We start from the raw sequence: 20073 nt of genomic DNA on the forward strand, positions 1-20073 counted from the left end.
AGGCGCTTCCGCTTTTCTATGTGGTTACAATTACCACCGATTATCCTCGTAAATTATGTTATTCTTATTTTATATAATACGACAGAATATAGCGATGGCAAAGGTGGGTTATAAGTGAAAATTGTTTTTGCCTCGACACCAAGTCAAGAAGAAGAAATCAATGAACTGGTGAGGTACATTTATTCTAATATTTTTCCCCTCTATTTTAGTGACGAAGAGATTTGTCAATTTGAGCAATTAGGAATTTTACATCCTACTGAAGATTTTAGTACATTAAAAGATGCTTTTCAGGTAATGACATGTATACAAACATTAATTTCCATTCTTGAATCTTCTCCGCTGGATGAACAATATGCTGCACTATACAATAAAAATGTGGCCACACTTAAAGAATTTGGATTATCCTTCCCTTTGGATTTTGAACAATTTCTCAGTGTGAAGAGCATGAGACCTTCAATGCTAAGTATTTATACAAAAGCAGATAATGAATTAATAATATAGGAATAAACCGAGCCTGATGCAAATCAGGCTTTTTTCGTCTTTATGTTTGAAAAAATAAATGCGTTTCCCTCTATTCTGCAAAAATTGTCGGCTTATTTCGAGTGATTTTTAAAGGAGTATCAAGCTATGACTTAGAAACAATATTAAATAGATGGAAAGAGGAGGGGAACGGATGAACTGGAAAACAGTTGCAAAAAGCTGGATTGAGTTTGAAGGCTTAGACGCTGAATTACAAGCTCAATTAGAAGAGTGGAAGAATGATGATAAACAACTTGAAGAGGCTTTTTATAAGAATTTAGAATTTGGAACTGGTGGAATGCGTGGTGAGATTGGTGCAGGTACAAATCGAATGAATATCTATACGGTTCGGAAAGCATCAGCAGGTTTAGCCAAATACATAGAGGAACAGGGATTAGAAGCGAAACAAAGAGGTGTAGTAATAGCTTATGATTCACGTCACAAGTCTCCTGAATTTGCCTTGGAGGCTGCAAAAACACTGGCAACCAAAGGAATTCAAACCTATATATTTGATGAATTAAGACCAACCCCGGAACTTTCCTTTGCCTTACGGTACCTACATGCCTTTTCTGGTATTGTTATTACTGCCAGCCATAATCCACCAGAATATAATGGGTACAAAGTGTATGGATCAGATGGTGGTCAACTTCCACCAAATCAAGCTGATCAGGTTATTTCAAAGGTCAATGAAATAGAAAACGAATTATTAATTGAAGTCGGCAGTGAAGATCAATTAAGAGCGGCTGGATTAATTAAGATAATCGGTTCAGAAATAGACCAAGTTTATATAGAAAAACTCAAAACGATTTCCGAGAATCCCACCCTCTCACAAGAAGCCGATGTTAAAGTCGTTTTTACCCCATTACATGGGACAGCCAATAAGCCTGTTCGCTCTGCACTCTCTACATTAGGGTATAAAAATGTAACAGTTGTAAAGGAGCAGGAGCTTCCTGACTCCGAATTTTCTACTGTGAAAAGTCCTAATCCGGAAGAACATGCTGCTTTTCAATTAGCTATTCGCGATGGTTTAAAAGTGGGAGCTGACCTACTAATTGCAACCGACCCAGATGCAGACCGTCTTGGTATCGCAGTACGTAATGAAGAAGGAGAGTATGTAGTTCTGACTGGGAATCAAACAGGGGCATTATTGCTTGATTATCTCCTTTCTCAGAAAAAAGAAAAAGGAACATTGCCTCAAAATGGCGTCGTTTTAAAAACGATTGTTACCTCTGAGTTAGGAAGAAAAATTACTTCTGCGTATGGCCTTGAAACGATTGACGTGTTAACAGGGTTTAAGTTTATTGCTGAGAAAATAAAAGAGTATGAAGAAACAGGTGACCATACCTTCTTATTTGGTTATGAAGAGTCTTATGGCTACTTAATCGGTGATTTTGCCCGTGATAAAGACGCCATTCAGGCTGCGCTCTTAGCCACAGAGGTTTGTGCCTTTTATAAAAAACAAGGCATGTCCCTCTATGATGGAATGATGCAGGTGTTTGAAAAATACGGTTTTTATCAGGAAGGCCTTCGCTCGTTAACATTAAAGGGGAAAGAAGGAGCAGAATTGATTCAAAGTCTACTAGCTTCCTTCCGAATGGAGCCATTATCAAATCTAGGTTCCTTAAAGACCGCCTCAACGGAGGATTATTTAACTGGAATTCGGTTAACTAAAAAGAATGAAGAAAAGATTCAGCTGCCTAAATCAAATGTGCTAAAATTTACATTTGAAGACGGTACTTGGATTTGCTTAAGACCATCAGGGACTGAACCAAAGGTTAAATTCTACTTTGGTGTAAACAGTGATTGTTTGGAGGAGAGTAAACTGAAACTTCAAACAGTGGAAAAAGACTTTATGGATGTAGTGGAAAGAAAAATGAAAATGATTCAAGAACGGTAAGAGCAAAAAAAACAACAATGAAACCCATCACGAAAGGAAGAATCAATTATGCTACAAAATCAAATTGCTATTGTAACCGGTGCATCTCGTGGAATTGGCAGGGAAATTGCCGTAAAACTAGCAGAACAAGGGATGAAATTAACCATTGTAGGCAGTTCTTCCCAAATTCTAAAAACAGCAGAAGAATTAAGGGGAATGGGCTTTCCAGAAATTAATCCAGTTCAAGCAGATGTCTCGAAAGAAGAGGATATGGAGAATGTAGTCAACAAAACAATCGAAGTCTATGGAGCGGTTGATCTTCTAGTAAATAACGCAGGGATTGGGTTCTTTAAATTAACAGAGGAAGTTACCCTTGAAGAATGGAAAAAGGTATTTGAGGTAAATGTTCAAGGGGTGTTCTTAGCGACAAAAGCTGTCCTACCACATATGAAGGAAAGAAGAGCCGGAACCATTATTACAATTTCATCTGACGTTGCTCGTTATACGATTCCTAATGGGGCTGCCTATACAGCAACTAAATATGCTGTACAAGGCTTCTCTGGCTCCGTTGCCCAGGAAGTCCGTGAGTATGGAATACGAGTTGGAACCATTAATCCTGGTATGGTTGATACATACTTTGCGGAGTCTACCCAAGGTTTGCCAGAGAAAAAAGACTGGTTAAAAGTAGGAGATATCGCAAATGCAGTTGTTTACATGGCATCTGCTCCAAAGCATATGTTAATTGATGAGATTGTCATCCATCCATTCGCACAGCAATATCCAATAGCATAAAGAATAGAGGCTGGCTCATAGGAGTCAGCCTCTATTCTTTCCGACTTAAGTCCGAGGAGAAACCATACTTTTTTCTAAGGAATTAGCAGAAGAAAAGCGTTATAATAATTGCAAGAGTTGGAATTTTCAGGGGGATTAATATGAGTACGTGTCACCATTCTGATTTACAAATTTTAAAAGAAATTGCCGAGTTATTGAATCAAGGAACTGACATAAACAATGTACTTTCAGAGGTTCTAAAAAAGCTGTTGCATGTAACCGGTTTACAATCCGGATGGATCTTTCTTATTGATGATGCCGGCTCTTTCAGACTTGCTGCGAAAGAAAATCTTCCCCCCGCGTTATCCGACAACCAGTATGCCCCCATGTGCAGTGGCGACTGCTGGTGTATTAACCGCTATAATAAAGGTCGAATAGATAAAGCAACCAATATTATTGAATGTATGCGATTGGAAGATGCAATTGAACACGAGTTAGGGGATACATGGGGATTAACCCATCATGCAACCGTACCACTCAAAGCAGGGAAAGAAAAATTTGGATTATTAAATGTAGGGTCACCGAATAAAACAAGCTTTAACAATGAAGAGCTAGCTCTATTAGAATCAGTTGCCTTGCAGATAGGCTCAGCCTTAAAAAGGATTAATCTAACACAAAAAGAACAAGAAATTGCTTTAACAACAGAAAGAAATAGATTAGCAAGAGACCTGCACGATTCTGTTAATCAACTCCTTTTCTCCTTAAGCCTGACTGCTCGTGGTGGAAAAGAAATGACAAAGGATCAAGAGGTGAAAGAAACTTTTAGTTATATTCAAGATTTAGCGCAAGAGGCATTAAATGAAATGAGAGCGCTTATTTGGCAGCTGCGCCCAAAGGGATTAGAGCAAGGTATTGTTAGTGCACTATCGAGTTACGGTGAAATGCTAGGATTAAATACAAACATAAAAATAAATGGGGTCATTAATCTACCAAGCAGAATTGAAGAGGCTGTTTTTCGAATTAGCCAAGAAGCATTAGCTAATTGCAAAAAACATTCACAACAATCCGATGTTCATTTATTTGTTCATGGAAGTGATAGCAGAATAACCATAGAAATAAAAGACAGTGGATGTGGGTTTATTTATGATGAAGGTTTAGTGCTCCCATCGCTCGGTCTAAAAAGCATGAGAAACAGAGCGGAGTCTTTAGGCGGAACCTTTTATCTGGAAAGTGAGCTAAACAAAGGGACAAAGTTACGGGTCAGTATTCCGTTTTAAGGGGGGATTATTTTGAGTATTCGAATACTAATAGCCGATGATCATCATGTAGTACGTAGAGGCTTGGTTTTCTTTTTAAAGACACAAGAAAATATTGAAATTGTAGGAGAAGCGAAAAATGGGGAAGAAGCTGTTGAGTTAGTAGACCGATTAATGCCAGACCTAGTGTTAATGGATCTAGTCATGCCGGTTATGGACGGGATTGAAGCAACACAGAAAATTAAAGTAAAGCATCCAAGTATGAAGGTAATGATACTAACCAGTTTTTCGGATCAAAACCATGTAATACCTGCTATTGAAGCGGGCGCATCAGGCTATCAATTGAAGGATATAGAACCCGATGAGCTAGTGAGGGCAATAAAGATGTTAATGAATGGTGAGAATCAATTGCATCCAAAAGCAACGACTCATTTATTAACCCATTTAACCTCGAAACAAAATGAGGTCAAGACCCATTTGGATGAGCTGACTAAAAGAGAGTTGGAAGTCCTTAAGGAGATAGCTAGTGGAAAAAGTAATAAAGAAATTGCTTCATCGTTATTTATTACTGAGAAGACGGTAAAAACCCATGTTTCCAATGTTTTAGCGAAGCTTGAGCTAGCGGATCGGACACAGGCTGCTCTTTTTGCCGTACGTAATGGAGTAATCAAAAATGATAAGATAGGATAAAAAATGGGTAAAAAACGGCTCCAAAAATGGAAGCCGTTTTTTTTTGGTGGAATTCTTTGGCCCGGTTGTAAAAATTTCTCTCAACTAAATCTGTATCCACTTGTTTTTTCAGGAAAGACTATACATCGGTATCTCATTTGGATCAGCTTCTATTGTTTCGTTTGCATGGTCGATGTAACGAAGCAAATTATAGAGTTTCGTTTCAATTACAGTGTAGTCACGTTCAAAGTTGTACGCATGAAGAAATTGTTCAATTCTTTTGGACAAAAATTGGTCTTTTGTCCGAACCATCAAAATAAGCAAATTATCCCATTCAGATCGGTGTGTGTAATATAACGCCCGATCATAATCCAGTTTATTCATTTACTTTATCTCCTCCTTATTAGGAGTTGAGATTATTGTATGACATTCTGCAAATAACTTTCACAGAAAATGTTGGACACCCATTGTTTATAAGGTTTTCAACATTTACCTGTATAAATCTTTCGGTAATTGTAAAAATGGAGGTTCTATGGCAAAAATTCTTTGCATTTTTATGGTGATGATATTTTCTTTTGAAACGGTTGGCGAAGCTAAAGTGGTTCATACGAATAAAGCATATAGCTTTGAACGATTAGAACAAGACATCCATCAATTAAGGGAAATCCATAAAGGGGAGCTAGAAGTAAAATCCATTGGAACCACTCATTTTGGAAGAGATATTTGGGCAATCAAGCTTGGTAAAGGGAAAAGGAATATCGTTTTAATTGGTTCCCATCATGGACGGGAATGGATAACAAGTATGCTTTTAATGAAGATGCTGGAGTCCTATGCGAATGCTTATGAGGAAACAAGGAAATACCCTTTAACCTCTGCCTCAATACTTAATGATGTTTCTATTTGGTTTGTCCCTATGTTAAATCCAGATGGTATAGAAATTCAACAAAACCATTTCGAAGGGATACCAGAAGTTCAACGAGACCGTATTAAAAGCATGAATATAGGCTCAAGTGATTTTTCAAGATGGAAAGCAAATGGGGTGGGCGTAGACTTAAACAGGCAATACCCTGCCGGTTGGAAGCAGCTTCCTAAGCAGCCGTCATCTCCACACTATCAATTTTATAAAGGTAAAAAGCCACTTGAGGTAAAAGAAGTAATTGCACTAACCAATTTTATTAAAGAGGTGAACCCCTCAATAGCAGTGGCCTACCATTCAGCGGGAAGAGAGATTTTCTGGAACTATAAAAATGGAAAACATCTCAAGAGGGACAAAAACATTGCAAAAAAAATTACAAAATTAACAGGCTATAAATTAGGAAAGCCACCTAAAAAAGCAATCGGGGGCGGGTTTACTGATTGGTTTATTACAACCTACCATCGTCCAGCCATGACCATAGAAATCAGCTATCTTGTGGGTGAAACGAATCCTCCATTATCCGTTTTTAAGACAGAATGGAAACGAAATCGAATGGTGGGTCTTAAGTTAGCTGCTGAAGCAAGAAAAATCCCTGATTAATTCATAAGAGAAACATGATAGGGAAAAATAAAATAACCAAATTTAACAGGAGGTTAAGGAAATGAAAAAAACGATTGTCACTATATTAATGATGGCATTTTTTCTAGTTAGTTTTACAAATCCTGGCCATGCTCAGAAGCCAGATTATGAAAAATACGGTAGAATTGCGATGGCGGTTGTACAGACAGATTTTCCAGGTGCCCCTATCAGGGAATATGAATATTTAGGTCGAAAGAAAATAGAGGCATCAAAAGTAGAAGACGGCTTCCGCTTTAAAGTACAAGAAAATAATCAGAACTTTTTTGTTATCATAAAAGTAAATCATGATCTTACCAACAATAAACTGATTAACTTAACGGTTGAATCCAAAAAACAATAAGCTCTCTGGCTTATTGTTTTTTGCCTTCTTTTTCATCAATCCCAGCTTTTCTTCATACATTGTGGTAAGAGGAAAAGGGGGAATGGCAATGAATGAGGAAGAGCGTAAATCACTAGAGTATGCGATTAGTGAAATTACCGAAATAGCAACTGGCTTTGGACTAGACTTTTATCCAATGCGTTATGAAATTTGCCCGGCTGAGATTATTTATACATTTGGGGCATATGGTATGCCTACTCGATTCTCTCATTGGAGCTTTGGAAAACAATTTCACAAAATGAAACTTCATTATGACTTAGGCCTTAGTAAAATTTATGAACTTGTCATTAACTCTAATCCATGCTATGCGTTTTTACTGGATTCCAATACGCTAATTCAGAACAAGTTAATTGTGGCTCACGTGTTAGCGCATTGTGATTTCTTTAAAAATAATGTCCGTTTTCAAAATACAAAGCGGGATATGGTTGAGAGTATGGCAGCAACAGCTGAAAGAATCCACCAATACGAAATTCAATATGGAAAAAAAGAGGTAGAAACCTTCCTTGATGCCGTCTTAGCTATTGATGAACATATTGACCCTTCCCTCATGAGACCAAAACTTAGCTGGTCTATTGGAGATGATGAGGAAGAGGATGAAAATCCAATCATCGCCACTCCATATGATGACCTTTGGAAATTGGATGAGAAGGATAAGAAAGAAACAATCCAATCAAGAAAAAAGAAATTCCCTCCTCGTCCAGAAAAGGATTTATTATTGTTCATAGAAACCTATAGCAGGGAGCTAGAAGATTGGCAACGCGACATCTTAACGATGATGCGGGAAGAAATGCTCTACTTTTGGCCACAGCTTGAAACAAAAATCATGAACGAAGGCTGGGCTTCCTATTGGCACCAACGGATTTTAAGGGAAATGGATTTAACAAGTGGAGAAGCTATCGAATTTGCGAAATTAAATGCAGGTGTTGTCCAGCCGTCAAAGACTGGAATTAATCCTTATTATCTTGGAATCAAAATCTTTGAGGACATTGAAGAACGGTATAATAATCCAACAGAAGAAATGAAGCGAAGAGGGGTAAAACCAGGTTCAGGTAGAGAAAAAATGTTTGAGGTCCGAGAAGTAGAGTCCGACATATCCTTCCTCCGCAATTATTTAAATAAGGATCTTGTGATGAGAGAGGATATGTATCTTTTCCAAAAGCAGGGTCGTGATTACAAAATAGTGGATAAAGCATGGGAGCATATCCGTGACCAGCTAGTTAACATGCGGGTAAATGGTGGATTTCCATATCTTACCGTAATTGACGGTGATTATATGAAAAATGGAGAGCTCTATGTAAAACACTGGTATGAGGGGATCGAATTAGACGTAAAATACCTTGAAAAAGTGCTTCCCTATATTCAGCAGCTTTGGGGCAGACCTGTACACATGGAAACGATGATTGAAGAAAGACGAATGCTATTTTCCTATGATGGAAAAGGGGTTCATCGTAAGTATTTATAAAAGATGAAGGGCAGCTAAGTTTTTGCTGCCCTTTAATATTGACTTGATTTTTGTTTAGTTTTGGGAACTAAAGGAATTTGATTATAAATATTGACTATTGTTTGAGGGATTGGGTTTAATAATGAACTAAATTTATATATAAGTGTACTTACAAATAATCCTACAATAATGCTACCAAATACATCATATGGATAATGATGTCCTACATAAATACGAGAAATCCCTGTTAATATTGCTAACAAAAGCATACTTGAGCCAATTTTTCGGTGTCGCATCAAAACCGCAAATGCAAGGGAAAACGCACCTGTTGTATGGTCGCTTGGAAACGAAGCATCTTTTGCATGTTGAATCAGTAAATGAACTTTATGTGTTACAAATGGACGTGGTTCATAATAAATATGACCTATGACAAAATTTATGAATAACCCTAATCCACCAGTTATTGCAGCATACACAACTGAATGCTTATGTTGTTCTTTGCCAAAAAACCAGATTAGAAGTAAAACGATGGCGTAAACAATTAGAGCATAGTGCGTAGTAAAAACCATTAATCCATCCATAAAGGGATGTTTACCAGCAAGTTGATTAATTGCTTGAAATATATTGTAATTCATTTTATCACCCATTTCTTTTATCTCGCTTTATTTACGGTTGATGATTTCAGGTAGGATATTGCTACCCTAACTGGGTATTCTAAAGTATATATAATCTACCTTTTCTTTCTATGAAAAAAATATTAAAAATTCATTAAGATACAAAGTGAAAAAGATCGTACTTAAATAGGAGGACATCGTCAGGGGGGGCGAACTTGTTCAATAAGATAGTAAAAGCTGTACCTAACTTATTCACAATGGGAAATTTATTGTGCGGTGTTTTTTCAATTACGTTGAATATGAGTGGTTTTCTAGAAGTAGCTTCCATTTTTATTTTCTTTTCGGCAGTTTTAGATCTTCTAGATGGAAGGATTGCGAGAAAATTAAAAGTGAACAGTGAATTTGGCGTTGAATTGGATTCCTTAGCTGATATTGTTAGTTTTGGAGTTGCTCCCGCTCTTCTATTTCATTCCATAGCAGCGCCATCCATCTTAACTTCCTTGGCTTTCATCCTTTTTCCCACGATGGGGGCAATAAGATTAGCTAAGTTTAGTGTTAAGCCAACTATTGGGTATTTTAAAGGATTACCTATACCAGCTGCCGGTTTACCACTAGCTGGTATGGGATTGTTTTTATATAGCAACGCGTGGATTACATTAATACTCGCTCTCTTAATGGTAAGTCCAATAAGGGTAAAAAAATTTTAATGTTGGGTTCCTTTGTAAAAAAAGCTAGTCCTTTTGAAAAGGGGACTGCTTTTTTTTATCCATTAACCTTTTTGAAAAAGGAATAGCCAAATAGGTAAGGGCTATTCCTTAAACTGTTACAATTATTACTTAGCTGAAAGTTCACCTTCTGTTACCCATTTATGATTTGTCACTTTTTCTCCACCAGTTGTCGGTGTGTAATCAACCATATAAACTGTTGTTTGTTGGGCTGAATCAACTACAGCAGTCGCACCCTTCATCCCCTTCATATGGTCTGCCTCTACGATAATTTCATCCCCTGGATTATAGGGCTTATTACTAGCGTCTTTAATTTCTTCATGTATAATCCATTTGTGATTTGTCACCTTGTCTCCACCAGTTGTCGGTGTATAAGAAATTGTATAAACAGTAGTATCATAAGCCCCTACAATGGTTGCTTCTGCACCATTCATTCCTTCCATATGGTCTGCGTGAATTATTGCATGACTTCCGACTTTAAAGGTTGGATTTTCGGCTACTTTTAAATCTTTTGGTACTTCACCCGTACTTGAATGATTCATGCCTTCCATACCTTCATGGTTCATATTACTTGAATTCTTTTTTTGCTCTGTTTTTTTCTCACCATGATTGCTATTTGAATGTTCATTCCCGTTAACATTTGAACATGCCGCTAAAAATAAGGCAGTAATCACGGTAAAAAGAAATAAGACAGTACGATTTTGCACAATTATTACCTCCTTAAACTTTGTTACTTAATCATCATACAACCAAAATGTGCAGGATTTATGCAGAACGGATCATAATAAGGTACTCCAAAATTGTTATTCCCTTATTTTTAAAAAATAACACATTAAGAAAGCCCAATAAAATAATCCCCCTTGTGTTATAAGAGGGATTATTTTTTAGCTTATATAGCATTTATGTTTATCTACTTCAAGGTCAACTGAGTCTTTCTTAAAAAAATATACCCTGGGTACTCGTTTTCCGATCAAACACACAACTTCATAATTAATGGTGCCCATCCATTCAGCCAGTAAATCCACGGATTGAAAGGAAGAATGACTAGTCCCAAAAATGGTAACTTCATCACCGGCTGAACAGTTATCTACATCAGATACATCAATCATTGTTTGGTCCATACATACCCGGCCTCTAATAGTAGCATGCTGATTACGAATTAAAACCTTTCCTTTATTTGAAAGAAGACGGGATAATCCGTCAGCATAACCAATAGGAAGAGTGGCAATTGTACCTCTTTTATCCGGACTCCAAGTACATCCATAGCTAATCGGCTGAGAAGCCTCTACATTTTTCATTGAAGCAATTCTAGTTTTCAGACTCATGGCCTGTTTTAGATGAATCCGGTGTTTTTTTAAAGACTTATCTGGATACAAACCATACAGGGCAATGCCAATTCTGACCATATCCATATGCATTTCTGGAAAATTCATGGTTGCAGCACTATTACAACAATGCTTAATTGGAACAGCAATTTGCTTCATGTCTAAATAGGATAGGATTGATTGAAATTTTTGAAACTGCTCATAAGTATAAGAGGGATCCTCACTGTCCGCATTGGCGAAATGAGTAAATACCCCTTCGAAATATACGTATTCAGCAGTCAAAGCTTTTTCGGCAAGAAGTGATGCCTCTTCACCGGAAGTTACACCAATTCTGGACATGCCTGTATCAATCTTTAAATGGACATAAGCAGTTTTACATAAATGAGCAGATTGGAAGATGATTTCATCTAATACATCCTGGTCAAATACGGTTAATGTAATGTTAGCTAAAATAGCTTCTTTAATTGATCGTGGAGGCGTATAACCTAGAATTAGAATGGGTGTTACGATTCCAGCCTCTCTAAGTTGAATAGCTTCATCTAAAATAGCCACTCCTAAATAGTCAGCACCTGCCAAAATGGCAGCTTTCGCGACTTCAACTGCCCCGTGTCCATATCCATCTCCCTTCACGACAGCCATTAGTTTAGATTGATGTTGGACAAATTGTCTGAACTGAACCACATTAGCTTGAATATGGTCAAGCGACACTTCGGCCCAAGTATCACGGTAACTCTCTTGGTGCATCTTCTACCATCTCCCTGTACACAAAAAATCCCCTCAAGAGTTCTCTCGAGGGGATTAATTAGTTATTAGTTAGCAGCTAATTCTTTTTCTAATGCCTTTTCTACTGTTACATAGTCATAGCCTAGATCTTTTGCCACTGCTTCATAAGTGATTTCACCGTTAGCCACGTTCACACCGAGCAATAAAGCAGCATTTTCAGAAATAGCCTTGAATACCCCATTGTTAGCAATTTGTAATGCATATGGCACTGTAACGTTTGTTAGAGCAATGGTAGATGTTCTTGGAACCGCTCCAGGCATATTAGCTACAGAATAGTGTACGACACCATGTTTAACAAATGTTGGGTTATCATGAGTTGTTACATGATCGATTGATTCAACGATTCCACCTTGGTCGATAGCTACGTCGACAATCACGGAACCAGGCTTCATAGCCTTAACCATTTCTTCAGTCACAAGCTTAGGCGCTTTTGCACCTGGAATTAATACTGCACCAATTAAAAGGTCAGCTTCAGCTACAGCCTCAGCGATATTGAATGGATTAGACATTAATGTTTTGATTTGATTTCCGAAAATATCATCAAGCTGACGGAGACGGTCCGCACTTAAATCGATAATAGTTACGTCAGCACCTAGACCAATCGCCATTTTAGCTGCGTTTGTTCCAACGATACCACCACCAACAATGGTTACTTTCCCGCGGTTCACACCAGGGACACCTGCAAGTAAGATACCTTGTCCGCCGTTATTTTTTTGTAAGAACTGTGCGCCGATTTGCGCAGCCATACGTCCTGCTACTTCACTCATTGGTGTAAGAAGTGGAAGAGTTCTGTTTACTGATACAGTTTCATAGGCAATCGCGATCACGCCTGACTGTTTTAATGCTTCTGCTAATGCAGGCTCTGCTGCAAGGTGTAAATAAGTAAATAAAATTAACCCTTGACGGAAGTACTTATATTCACTTGATAAAGGCTCTTTAACCTTCATAATCATTTCAGCTTTTGTCCATACTTGTTCTGCTGTATCAATTATCTCAGCACCAGCTTTAGCATAATCCTCATTAGTGAAACCGCTTCCAATTCCAGCGTCCTTTTCAATTAAAACTGTATGACCAGCATTTAAAAATGAAACAACACCAGCTGGAGTAAGAGCTACACGATTTTCATTATTTTTAATTTCCTTAGGAACCCCAATAAACATAATCTATTTCCTCCCCTTGAAACATTGAATTGATTTGCTATGGCTAAAGTATAAAACGTTTACAAAAGAATTTCTTTGTTAATAAAGGAGAAAGATTTTCATTCTTTTTGGGGATTTTCACAAAATGTTCAAATCCCCTGGTATTTGGCTAGCTTCAAATCGAGAAATAGCATTATTTTTTGATTAGGGTCCTTGAAATTAACTTCACCAATCTCTGTAATACGTTTGAGTCGATAATTTAGCGTGTTGGCATGGACATTTAATTCCTTGGCTGCATCATTAATATTTGAATCCTTATTTAAAAAGACCTCCAACGTTTCAATGAGATTGCTTTTATGTTTTTGGTCATATTCTTGGATTCTTTTTAATGCGTAATTCTCGTACGCTTCATTTTTTCTGTTTTCTAGGATCATTTCAAAAAGCTGATAAATTCCCAGTCGTTGATAACTAAAGATTTCCTTTGTTTCTATGGGGAATTTTTCTTTTATTGATAGTACAACCAAAGCTTCCTTATAGGCTTTTCCTATTTTTTGAAAGTCATCATAAATACTGCTATAGACTGAATGGATATTCTTCATTCCATAGCGGTCGTTCATTTTTAAGAGGAAGTTTTCGGCAAAATGATCGAGTTCTTGTAAGAGATTCTCGATATGAGATGCTTGTACCAATAAGATAAGTTGGTTACAGTCAATGGTATTGAGTAAAATCTTCATTCGCTGAGCTGTCTTTAATAAATAAGAAATTTCATGTTCTTCTTTAGTTGTGATATTTTGTTGAAACTGAAAAACAAAAACAGCAAAAGAGGATGGAGGAGTAATTTGCAATGTTTGAAAGTGCTGGATAATCTCTTCTTTCTCTTTTAAGTGCTCAGTTAATAGTTTCCAAAAGAATTCTTGGGAGCGTTCTTCTTTTTTATTTTTTCTAGTTTGGAGTTGTAATAGTTTATTTTTTACGGCATCTGCGGCCTTTTTTAACAGGGTAAAGTCCTCATCCGTTAATGTTTTATCAATCTCTATGGCCCAAATAAATCCTAATACCTCATCCTGTTTCCAAATCGATATTGCCACTCTATCGCCGAGACCAATGTCGTTCATACTTTTTACACGAAGTGGTTCATCCGTTTTTAATAGGGCAGGAATGGTCCCTTCTTTCCATAATTGGTTGATTACTTTTTCCGGTACCCTTCGACCAATAATTGTTGAAATTCTAGCAGGATCTGTCCGTTCGTCATGTGTACTATAGGCAAGAAGACGGTGATTCGCATCTTCAATGGTGATAGGGCATTTAAGAACTTGACTGATAAGATCGGCAAATTCATCTAAGCTTTCAAAGGTAATTTTAAATGGATCATGGTGTTTCATATTCAATTTGGGTTCCTCCAAGATAACGAGAAATAAAAGTAATTATTTTATCTTTGTTTAATTTTACAAAAAAAACGTAGAAATTTCTCGTATTTCTACAAAAAACTTTGTTCACAAAAATGTTAAGATAATTTCGAGTATTTTTCACAATAGTATTTATTTGCGTAAATACTAATATGTAAGCGCTACCACATTCTGAAAAGGAGGATTAGAGCTAAAAAAATAATGAATTTCCTTAAAAATAATAGTATTATTTATATTTTAAGAAAGTTTATTATTATGAAATGTACCCATTATTAATAGGGAATTGTGAGTTTCAACAAAGTGGAGAATGGGAAATTAGAGGTTTGATCATCAAGGGGAGGTTATGATATGAGTAATAACACTCATGGGAAAGAACTTCATCGTGGATTAGAAGAAAGACATATTACGTTAATGTCTTTAGGGGCAGCTATTGGGGTTGGTTTATTTCTAGGGTCTGCAACAGCAATTAAAATGGCTGGACCTGGGATTCTGCTTGGATATGCATTTAGTGGTTTAATCATGTTTTTTATTATGAGAGCCCTTGGGGAAATGGCTATTCAAAAACCAGTTGCAGGGTCATTTAGTAAGTATGCACGAGATTATTTAGGACCACTTGCAGGGTACATCACAGGCTGGAACTATTGGTTCTTATGGGTAGTTACCTGTATGGCAGAGATTACAGCCGTTGGAATTTATATGGAATACTGGTATCCTGATGTCCCACGCTGGATTTGGGCACTAGCTGCACTTGTCATCATGGCAACAGTTAACTTCCTTGCAGTTAAGGCATATGGAGAGCTTGAATTCTGGTTTGCCCTTATCAAAATTGTTACGATTCTGGCGATGATTGTTGTTGGTGCAGGAATGATTTTCTTCGGGTTAGGTAATGGCGGAATTGCTACAGGTATTCACAATCTATGGCAACATGGCGGTTTATTTCCGAATGGAATAAAGGGTGTTTTACTGTCATTACAAATGGTTATGTTTGCATACCTGGGCATTGAAATGATTGGTGTTACTGCAGGTGAGGTAAAGAATCCAGAAAAATCTCTTTCAAGGGCCATTGATTCTGTGTTCTGGCGTATTCTTATTTTTTACGTAGGGGCTTTGTTTGTTATCATGTCTATCTATCCTTGGGAAGAAATTGGAACAAAGGGAAGTCCGTTTGTACTTACATTTGAGAAAATTGGAATTCCAGGTGCAGCAGGAATTATTAACTTCGTTGTACTGACAGCTGCACTTTCATCTTGTAATAGCGGAATTTTTAGTACCGCAAGAATGTTGTTTAACCTTGCAGAGCATGGAGAAGCACCGAAGAATTTTGGTAAGGTTACGAAAAATGGCGTTCCAGGCATGGCTGTAATAGCTTCTGCTGCTGCCTTGTTAATCGGTGTTGTCTTAAATTATATCGTTCCGGCAAAAGTCTTTACATGGGTTACGAGTATTGCTACATTCGGAGCTATTTGGACGTGGGCAGTCATCCTTTTATCACAAATTCGTTACCGTAAAACCCTAAAGCCAAGTGAAATAAAAACATTAAAATATAAGGTGCCGTTATTCCCTTATACCTCTTATATTGCCTTAGCGTTTTTAGCATTTGTTATTGGTCTGATGGTATATAATCCAGATACTCGAATTGCGTTAGTCATTGGGCCGCTATTTTTAGTATTCTTGGTGGCAGTTTACTATATGAAAGGATTCCATAAGAAAGAATCCCTTCAATCATCAGTTAAAAAACGCGTTAGCTAAAATTTATATGGTGATAAAAAAGAAGCAGTGGATTTTTTTCTAAAGGATTCCGTTTTAAAGTGCTTTTCTTAAAATATGTGCCGAAATGCACAAGGGTAATTGGCATCGTTATTGGTATATAAAAAAGTATAACTCGCCATAGTAATTGGCGAGTTTCTTTATTAGGAATACAATAACCTTATTTATATAAAACCTCACTTAATTGTGATACGGTTCTCTTGGATTTTTGAGAGATACTCACTCCCTCTTAAAAGTAAGATGTTTTGTTCTAATTGAGTCACCAGCAAAAGTAAATAAGCGGAGTTTTTCCGGTTAAATTTAAAATGGAGCTCGTTTCGAGGTAAATAAGCGGAGTTTTTCCGCTTATGCAAAGCAAAACCTACCCTTTTTCACATTTTTCGAGTAAATAGGCGGAATTTCTCCGCCTATTTATCTGCCCGGGGAAAACCCTGATCCCCCAACCTATAAGTGCGAATCCTCTTGATCCTAGATGTGGGAATCAGCAGCTTTTTAGCGACCAGCTATCAAAAAAATTGAAAATTAAAACGGCACTGCAAATGACAGAAGTTTTGGCCCTCATTCTTAATTGCACAATACTTATTGTCCATCATAATAATCATGTAAATGGCTATGTCAAAGTTAATGGAATTTCGTAGAATCCTTGATTAATAAAGAAAAAGACGTATGCCAATTCATACGTCAATTCTTGTGTCTTTTAATAAGAAAGCACCCACAGACAGAATCCTTTAATTTTTTCTCCAATGCTTTTTGAAATGACTTTATCTTTCTGTGTTCCGTTCGACTGCAAACAAGTTTCGCTTGGAGGGCCAGAATGCCCATTTTCCGAGCAGCACCGTAAGCGCAGGAACTAGTAATGGACGAACAATAAATGTGTCTAACAAGACACCGATTGCTGTGATCGTACCAAAGTGGACTAGTACTTGAATTGGCAAGGTAGTTAAAATGGCAAAAGTTCCTGCAAGAATTAGTCCTGCAGAGGTAATTACAGCACCAGATTCAGCCACCCCTTCTTTAATAGCTTGAAGCAAGGGCATTTCCTTGCTCTTTTTCCAAATACTCGAAATCATAAAGATGTTGTAATCTTCCCCTAATGCGACAATAAATACAAAGGAATAAAGAGGAATAAATCCTTGGATTGCGTCTACATCAAATAGATAATGCAAAACGACCCAACCAAGGCCAAGCGCACTGAAGTATGACAACAGAACCGTTCCGATTAAATAAAGCATGCTAGTAATTGAACGAAGATAGACTAATAATAGTAAGGCAATGATACCAATAACGATGGGTATGATAACAAATGCATCATCTGTTGTCGTTTGTCTGGTATCATACTGTTGTGCAGTCTGACCACCGATCCATACCTTCTTAGAAGAATTAGAAATACCTTCGCTTCTCATCACTGATTCAATTTGTTTTCGGAGTTGTGGGATATGATCCATGGCTTCATTTGAATATGGATTAACGTTTAATTCCACATTGTAGCTGACGATATTTGGATCCTGTGCTCCTTGTTTTGGATCAGAGACATGTGCCACGTATGGCAGCTTTTCTATTCTACTTTTTACTGAACTTTCTTTGCCATCCGTTCGCAGAATCACTTGAATTGGCGCAAGTTCTCCCGGATTGAAGTGCTCAGCAATTAAATCAAATCCCTCTCTTGATGGCATATCCTTAGGAAAAGAAGATAAGGTATCATACGTATATTGAATCTTAGTTGAAAATAAAGCGAATACACCTAGAAAGAGAATGGTAGCCGTCATTAGAAGCTTCGGTCTCTTAATAATGAAATCTCCAAGCTTTAATCCAAACCCTTCTTTTTTTATTTTTACAGGGATGGATTTTCCTTTTTTGCGTGCCCGTTCTTCTTGCATCTCTGTTGTACGTGGTATGAGCGGGAAGAAGGAGACTCTGCCAAAAATGCTTAATAGAGCTGGAATTAAGGTTAAGCTGGCAATCATCATTATTAATATTGATACGCTAAAAGGAATAGCAAATCGATGGATGGAACCATATTTGGATAACAATAACACTAACAATGAGAAGACAACGGTTAGACCACTCATGGCAATGGCACCGGACGAACCTTTTAAGGAACGGATCATTGCCACACGTTTATCTTTTTCCACTTCTAGAAAGCTTCTAAATCTAGATATGAGAAATAAGCAGTAGTCTGTGCCAGCTCCAAAAAGGAGGACGGTCATGATAGAAAGTGCTTGTGAATCAAAAACAACCCAGCCTGCCTTACCAATTCCACCAAGTATCGGGCTTATGACACCATAGGCAATACCGACTCCAAGTAAAGGAATAAGAGCTAAAATAGGAGAGCGATAAATGACTAGTAAAAGTACTAGAACAATAGCAACTGTTCCGAGAAGCAGGGAAAGGTCTCCCTGACTAAATAGCTCGGTTGCATCTTGTGCGATACCAGCAGGACCTGTTACGCGCAGAATTAACTTGTTTGCATCCTTGATTTTTGCTTTCGTTGGATCTGTTGAAAATATTGTAGCTGATTTATCTTTTAGTTGGTTTATTCCTTCTGCAATCTTTTCCTTGTCAGCACCCTTATTAAAGCTTATGGGCAAAATGAGTGTTGTTCCATCCTTAGATAACTGCTCCTTTAGTACAGGTAGTGGGAACTGATAAAAAGGAACAATCGTATCTTGGGATGTAACTGGATTTTCTGTTACGTCCTTTGTATATTGCTGAATAAGTGAAAGATCATTGTCCGTTATCCCTGAAGCTCGGTACCAGGTGAGGAGGGCTGGAGTCCCTGAGCTTGATGGGAACTCTTTTTCTGCAATATTATTTGCTTGCTCAGACCAAGTTTCCTCCTCTAAATTTGGGGCCATTTCATTCTTTTGTGAATTGGCTTGAGGAAGAGTAACGTTTAACACAGCGGCAAGAACGAGCCAAGCCAAAAGGACAATCCATCTTCCTTTCTTACCACTGACAGCATTGCCATACCTTTCTATCCATTTTTTCTCCATAGACGTTCACTCCAATCGAAAATTTTCCTTATCAATTGATAAGCTATAGGTAAAGAGAAAAGGCTGTTATATTCAGCCTTCTATTTAACGACTAATCCCTTTTAAAAAAATTTCAACAATGAGACTTGCTTTATGCTTGACTATGGTGGTTTGTTCATTCTTTGGCAAGCTGCCCATATTGGAGGGCTGCAGGATGGATTTAATAATGTTAAGTATTAAAAAGGCCATCTCAGTTGAATTCGAGTCAAGCTCTTCTGGATTCTTTATTTCTCCTTTGGAAACCCCATCGTTAATCATCGTTACAATCGGCATAAGAAATCCTCTTACCCAAAGCTGATGAACTCGTTGCTGTTCGTCCAGGTTCAGCTCATGGTGCATATCATGAAACATTTGTGACATATCCATTTCAAATTGAACCATCATGTAGGTGGTAATTTGAATGAGCCTTTCCTGAAAAGTTGAAAATTGAGTAAGAATTCCATTTAGATCCTTTTCCGTATGATGGAGTACATGCTCAATTACCGCTACATAGAGTGTTTGTTTGTTTTTAAAGTGATGGTATAGGGCGGGTTGAGTAATACCGCATAGGTCTGCAATTTGCCTAGTGGATACAGCACGATACCCATATTCCATAAATAAACGCTCAGCGGTTTTGATTATAATTTGATAGGTTTCTTTAGGATTTATTTCATCAGTATACTTAGAATCTTTACCCATTTTAGACATAGGGTCCTTTCGGAATAATATGCTTATCAGTTGATAAGTAAACTATATAGAAAAAATAGGAAAATGTAAAGTGAGTAAAAAAGAAATTTTTTTCCATACTAACAAGAAAAAAGTGGGGGTACCTCAGTG

The 20073-nt window shown here is 37.4% G+C and carries 18 protein-coding genes; 10 read left to right on the forward strand and 8 right to left on the reverse strand.

The annotated features are described in order from the left end of the window. Positions 1-114 precede the first annotated feature (114 nt). From ABES03_RS00795 to ABES03_RS00815, 5 genes are all read left to right on the forward strand, one after another. Positions 115-501, forward strand: a complete 387-nt coding sequence (locus tag ABES03_RS00795; protein ID WP_430114314.1) for a YhcU family protein — start codon at positions 115-117, stop codon at positions 499-501. A gap of 172 nt (positions 502-673) precedes the next feature. Next, entirely contained in the window at positions 674-2416 is a 1743-nt protein-coding gene (locus ABES03_RS00800; protein ID WP_430114316.1) for a phospho-sugar mutase, read from the forward strand. Between the two features lie 48 nt (positions 2417-2464). Continuing rightward, complete coding sequence (locus ABES03_RS00805) at positions 2465-3187, forward strand: SDR family oxidoreductase (protein ID WP_430114317.1); 723 nt, start codon at positions 2465-2467, stop codon at positions 3185-3187. Positions 3188-3327: 140 nt separating this feature from the next. Next, a complete protein-coding gene (locus ABES03_RS00810) occupies positions 3328-4443 on the forward strand; it encodes a GAF domain-containing sensor histidine kinase (protein ID WP_430114319.1) in 1116 nt (371 codons plus the stop codon). A 12-nt stretch (positions 4444-4455) separates the two neighbouring features. Further along, the gene (locus tag ABES03_RS00815) at positions 4456-5112 is read left to right on the forward strand and encodes a response regulator (RefSeq protein ID WP_430114321.1); all 657 of its coding nucleotides are present in this window, start codon (positions 4456-4458) and stop codon (positions 5110-5112) included. Positions 5113-5220: 108 nt separating this feature from the next. Here ABES03_RS00815 and ABES03_RS00820 read toward each other — a convergent pair whose 3' ends face one another. Next, positions 5221-5475 carry a YhdB family protein gene (locus ABES03_RS00820; RefSeq protein WP_307289698.1) on the reverse strand — a complete coding sequence of 85 codons (255 nt, stop codon included), beginning with the start codon at positions 5473-5475 and terminating at the stop codon, positions 5221-5223. Positions 5476-5623: 148 nt separating this feature from the next. On the opposite strand from ABES03_RS00820, the gene ABES03_RS00825 reads away from it, so the two are divergent. The 3 genes from ABES03_RS00825 (at position 5624) to ABES03_RS00835 (ending at position 8487) form a co-directional block, all read left to right on the forward strand. Further along, a complete protein-coding gene (locus tag ABES03_RS00825; RefSeq protein WP_430114324.1) occupies positions 5624-6607 on the forward strand; it encodes a M14 family zinc carboxypeptidase in 984 nt (327 codons plus the stop codon). A 61-nt stretch (positions 6608-6668) separates the two neighbouring features. After that, on the forward strand, positions 6669-6986 hold the full coding sequence (locus ABES03_RS00830) for a DUF3889 domain-containing protein (protein ID WP_430114326.1): 318 nt from the start codon (positions 6669-6671) through the stop codon (positions 6984-6986). Between the two features lie 88 nt (positions 6987-7074). Next, the gene (locus ABES03_RS00835) at positions 7075-8487 is read left to right on the forward strand and encodes a SpoVR family protein (protein ID WP_430114328.1); all 1413 of its coding nucleotides are present in this window, start codon (positions 7075-7077) and stop codon (positions 8485-8487) included. 32 nt (positions 8488-8519) lie between these two features. On the opposite strand, the gene ABES03_RS00840 is transcribed toward ABES03_RS00835, so the two are convergent. Next, positions 8520-9101: an undecaprenyl-diphosphatase gene (locus tag ABES03_RS00840; RefSeq protein WP_430114414.1), complete on the reverse strand. Its 582-nt coding sequence runs from the start codon at positions 9099-9101 to the stop codon at positions 8520-8522. Positions 9102-9295: 194 nt separating this feature from the next. Between ABES03_RS00840 and pssA the strand changes: the two genes are divergently transcribed. After that, positions 9296-9787 carry a CDP-diacylglycerol--serine O-phosphatidyltransferase gene (pssA, locus tag ABES03_RS00845; protein WP_430114329.1) on the forward strand — a complete coding sequence of 164 codons (492 nt, stop codon included), beginning with the start codon at positions 9296-9298 and terminating at the stop codon, positions 9785-9787. Between the two features lie 125 nt (positions 9788-9912). Here the strand turns inward: pssA and ABES03_RS00850 are convergent, their stop codons facing one another. The 4 genes from ABES03_RS00850 to ABES03_RS00865 all read right to left on the reverse strand — a co-directional run bounded on the left by ABES03_RS00850 (position 9913) and on the right by ABES03_RS00865 (position 14434). After that, positions 9913-10515, reverse strand: a complete 603-nt coding sequence (locus tag ABES03_RS00850; protein WP_430114417.1) for a YdhK family protein — start codon at positions 10513-10515, stop codon at positions 9913-9915. Between the two features lie 174 nt (positions 10516-10689). Then, positions 10690-11874, reverse strand: coding sequence for an alanine racemase (alr, locus tag ABES03_RS00855; RefSeq protein ID WP_430114331.1), 1185 nt, complete (start codon positions 11872-11874; stop codon positions 10690-10692). A gap of 65 nt (positions 11875-11939) precedes the next feature. Beyond that, complete coding sequence (gene ald / locus ABES03_RS00860; protein ID WP_430114333.1) at positions 11940-13073, reverse strand: alanine dehydrogenase; 1134 nt, start codon at positions 13071-13073, stop codon at positions 11940-11942. A gap of 128 nt (positions 13074-13201) precedes the next feature. Further along, positions 13202-14434 (reverse strand): PucR family transcriptional regulator, encoded by a 1233-nt coding sequence (locus tag ABES03_RS00865; protein ID WP_430114419.1) that lies wholly within the window; start codon positions 14432-14434, stop codon positions 13202-13204. A 372-nt stretch (positions 14435-14806) separates the two neighbouring features. Between ABES03_RS00865 and alaP the strand changes: the two genes are divergently transcribed. After that, on the forward strand, positions 14807-16207 hold the full coding sequence (gene alaP / locus ABES03_RS00870) for an alanine permease AlaP (RefSeq protein ID WP_430114335.1): 1401 nt from the start codon (positions 14807-14809) through the stop codon (positions 16205-16207). Between the two features lie 779 nt (positions 16208-16986). On the opposite strand, the gene ABES03_RS00875 is transcribed toward alaP, so the two are convergent. Further along, complete coding sequence (locus tag ABES03_RS00875) at positions 16987-19218, reverse strand: MMPL family transporter (protein WP_430114337.1); 2232 nt, start codon at positions 19216-19218, stop codon at positions 16987-16989. A gap of 84 nt (positions 19219-19302) precedes the next feature. Beyond that, positions 19303-19944: a TetR/AcrR family transcriptional regulator gene (locus ABES03_RS00880; RefSeq protein WP_430114339.1), complete on the reverse strand. Its 642-nt coding sequence runs from the start codon at positions 19942-19944 to the stop codon at positions 19303-19305. Positions 19945-20073 lie beyond the last annotated feature (129 nt).

This window comes from Neobacillus rhizosphaerae (genome assembly GCF_050477885.1).
Classification (GTDB): domain Bacteria; phylum Bacillota; class Bacilli; order Bacillales; family Cytobacillaceae; genus Neobacillus; species Neobacillus rhizosphaerae_A.

Bases quoted from the DNA above. Each gene is read 5' to 3' on its own strand.
- ABES03_RS00800 (WP_430114316.1), top strand. From the start codon at position 674: ATGAACTGGAAAACAGTTGCAAAAAGCTGGATTGAGTTTGAAGGCTTA.
- ABES03_RS00805 (WP_430114317.1), top strand. From the start codon at position 2,465: ATGCTACAAAATCAAATTGCTATTGTAACCGGTGCATCTCGTGGAATT.
- ABES03_RS00810 (WP_430114319.1), top strand. From the start codon at position 3,328: ATGAGTACGTGTCACCATTCTGATTTACAAATTTTAAAAGAAATTGCC.
- ABES03_RS00820 (WP_307289698.1), bottom strand. From the start codon at position 5,475: ATGAATAAACTGGATTATGATCGGGCGTTATATTACACACACCGATCT.
- ABES03_RS00825 (WP_430114324.1), top strand. From the start codon at position 5,624: ATGGCAAAAATTCTTTGCATTTTTATGGTGATGATATTTTCTTTTGAA.
- ABES03_RS00830 (WP_430114326.1), top strand. From the start codon at position 6,669: ATGAAAAAAACGATTGTCACTATATTAATGATGGCATTTTTTCTAGTT.
- ABES03_RS00835 (WP_430114328.1), top strand. From the start codon at position 7,075: ATGAATGAGGAAGAGCGTAAATCACTAGAGTATGCGATTAGTGAAATT.
- ABES03_RS00840 (WP_430114414.1), bottom strand. From the start codon at position 9,101: ATGAATTACAATATATTTCAAGCAATTAATCAACTTGCTGGTAAACAT.
- alr (WP_430114331.1), bottom strand. From the start codon at position 11,874: ATGCACCAAGAGAGTTACCGTGATACTTGGGCCGAAGTGTCGCTTGAC.
- ald (WP_430114333.1), bottom strand. From the start codon at position 13,073: ATGTTTATTGGGGTTCCTAAGGAAATTAAAAATAATGAAAATCGTGTA.
- ABES03_RS00865 (WP_430114419.1), bottom strand. From the start codon at position 14,434: ATGAAACACCATGATCCATTTAAAATTACCTTTGAAAGCTTAGATGAA.
- alaP (WP_430114335.1), top strand. From the start codon at position 14,807: ATGAGTAATAACACTCATGGGAAAGAACTTCATCGTGGATTAGAAGAA.
- ABES03_RS00875 (WP_430114337.1), bottom strand. From the start codon at position 19,218: ATGGAGAAAAAATGGATAGAAAGGTATGGCAATGCTGTCAGTGGTAAG.
- ABES03_RS00880 (WP_430114339.1), bottom strand. From the start codon at position 19,944: ATGTCTAAAATGGGTAAAGATTCTAAGTATACTGATGAAATAAATCCT.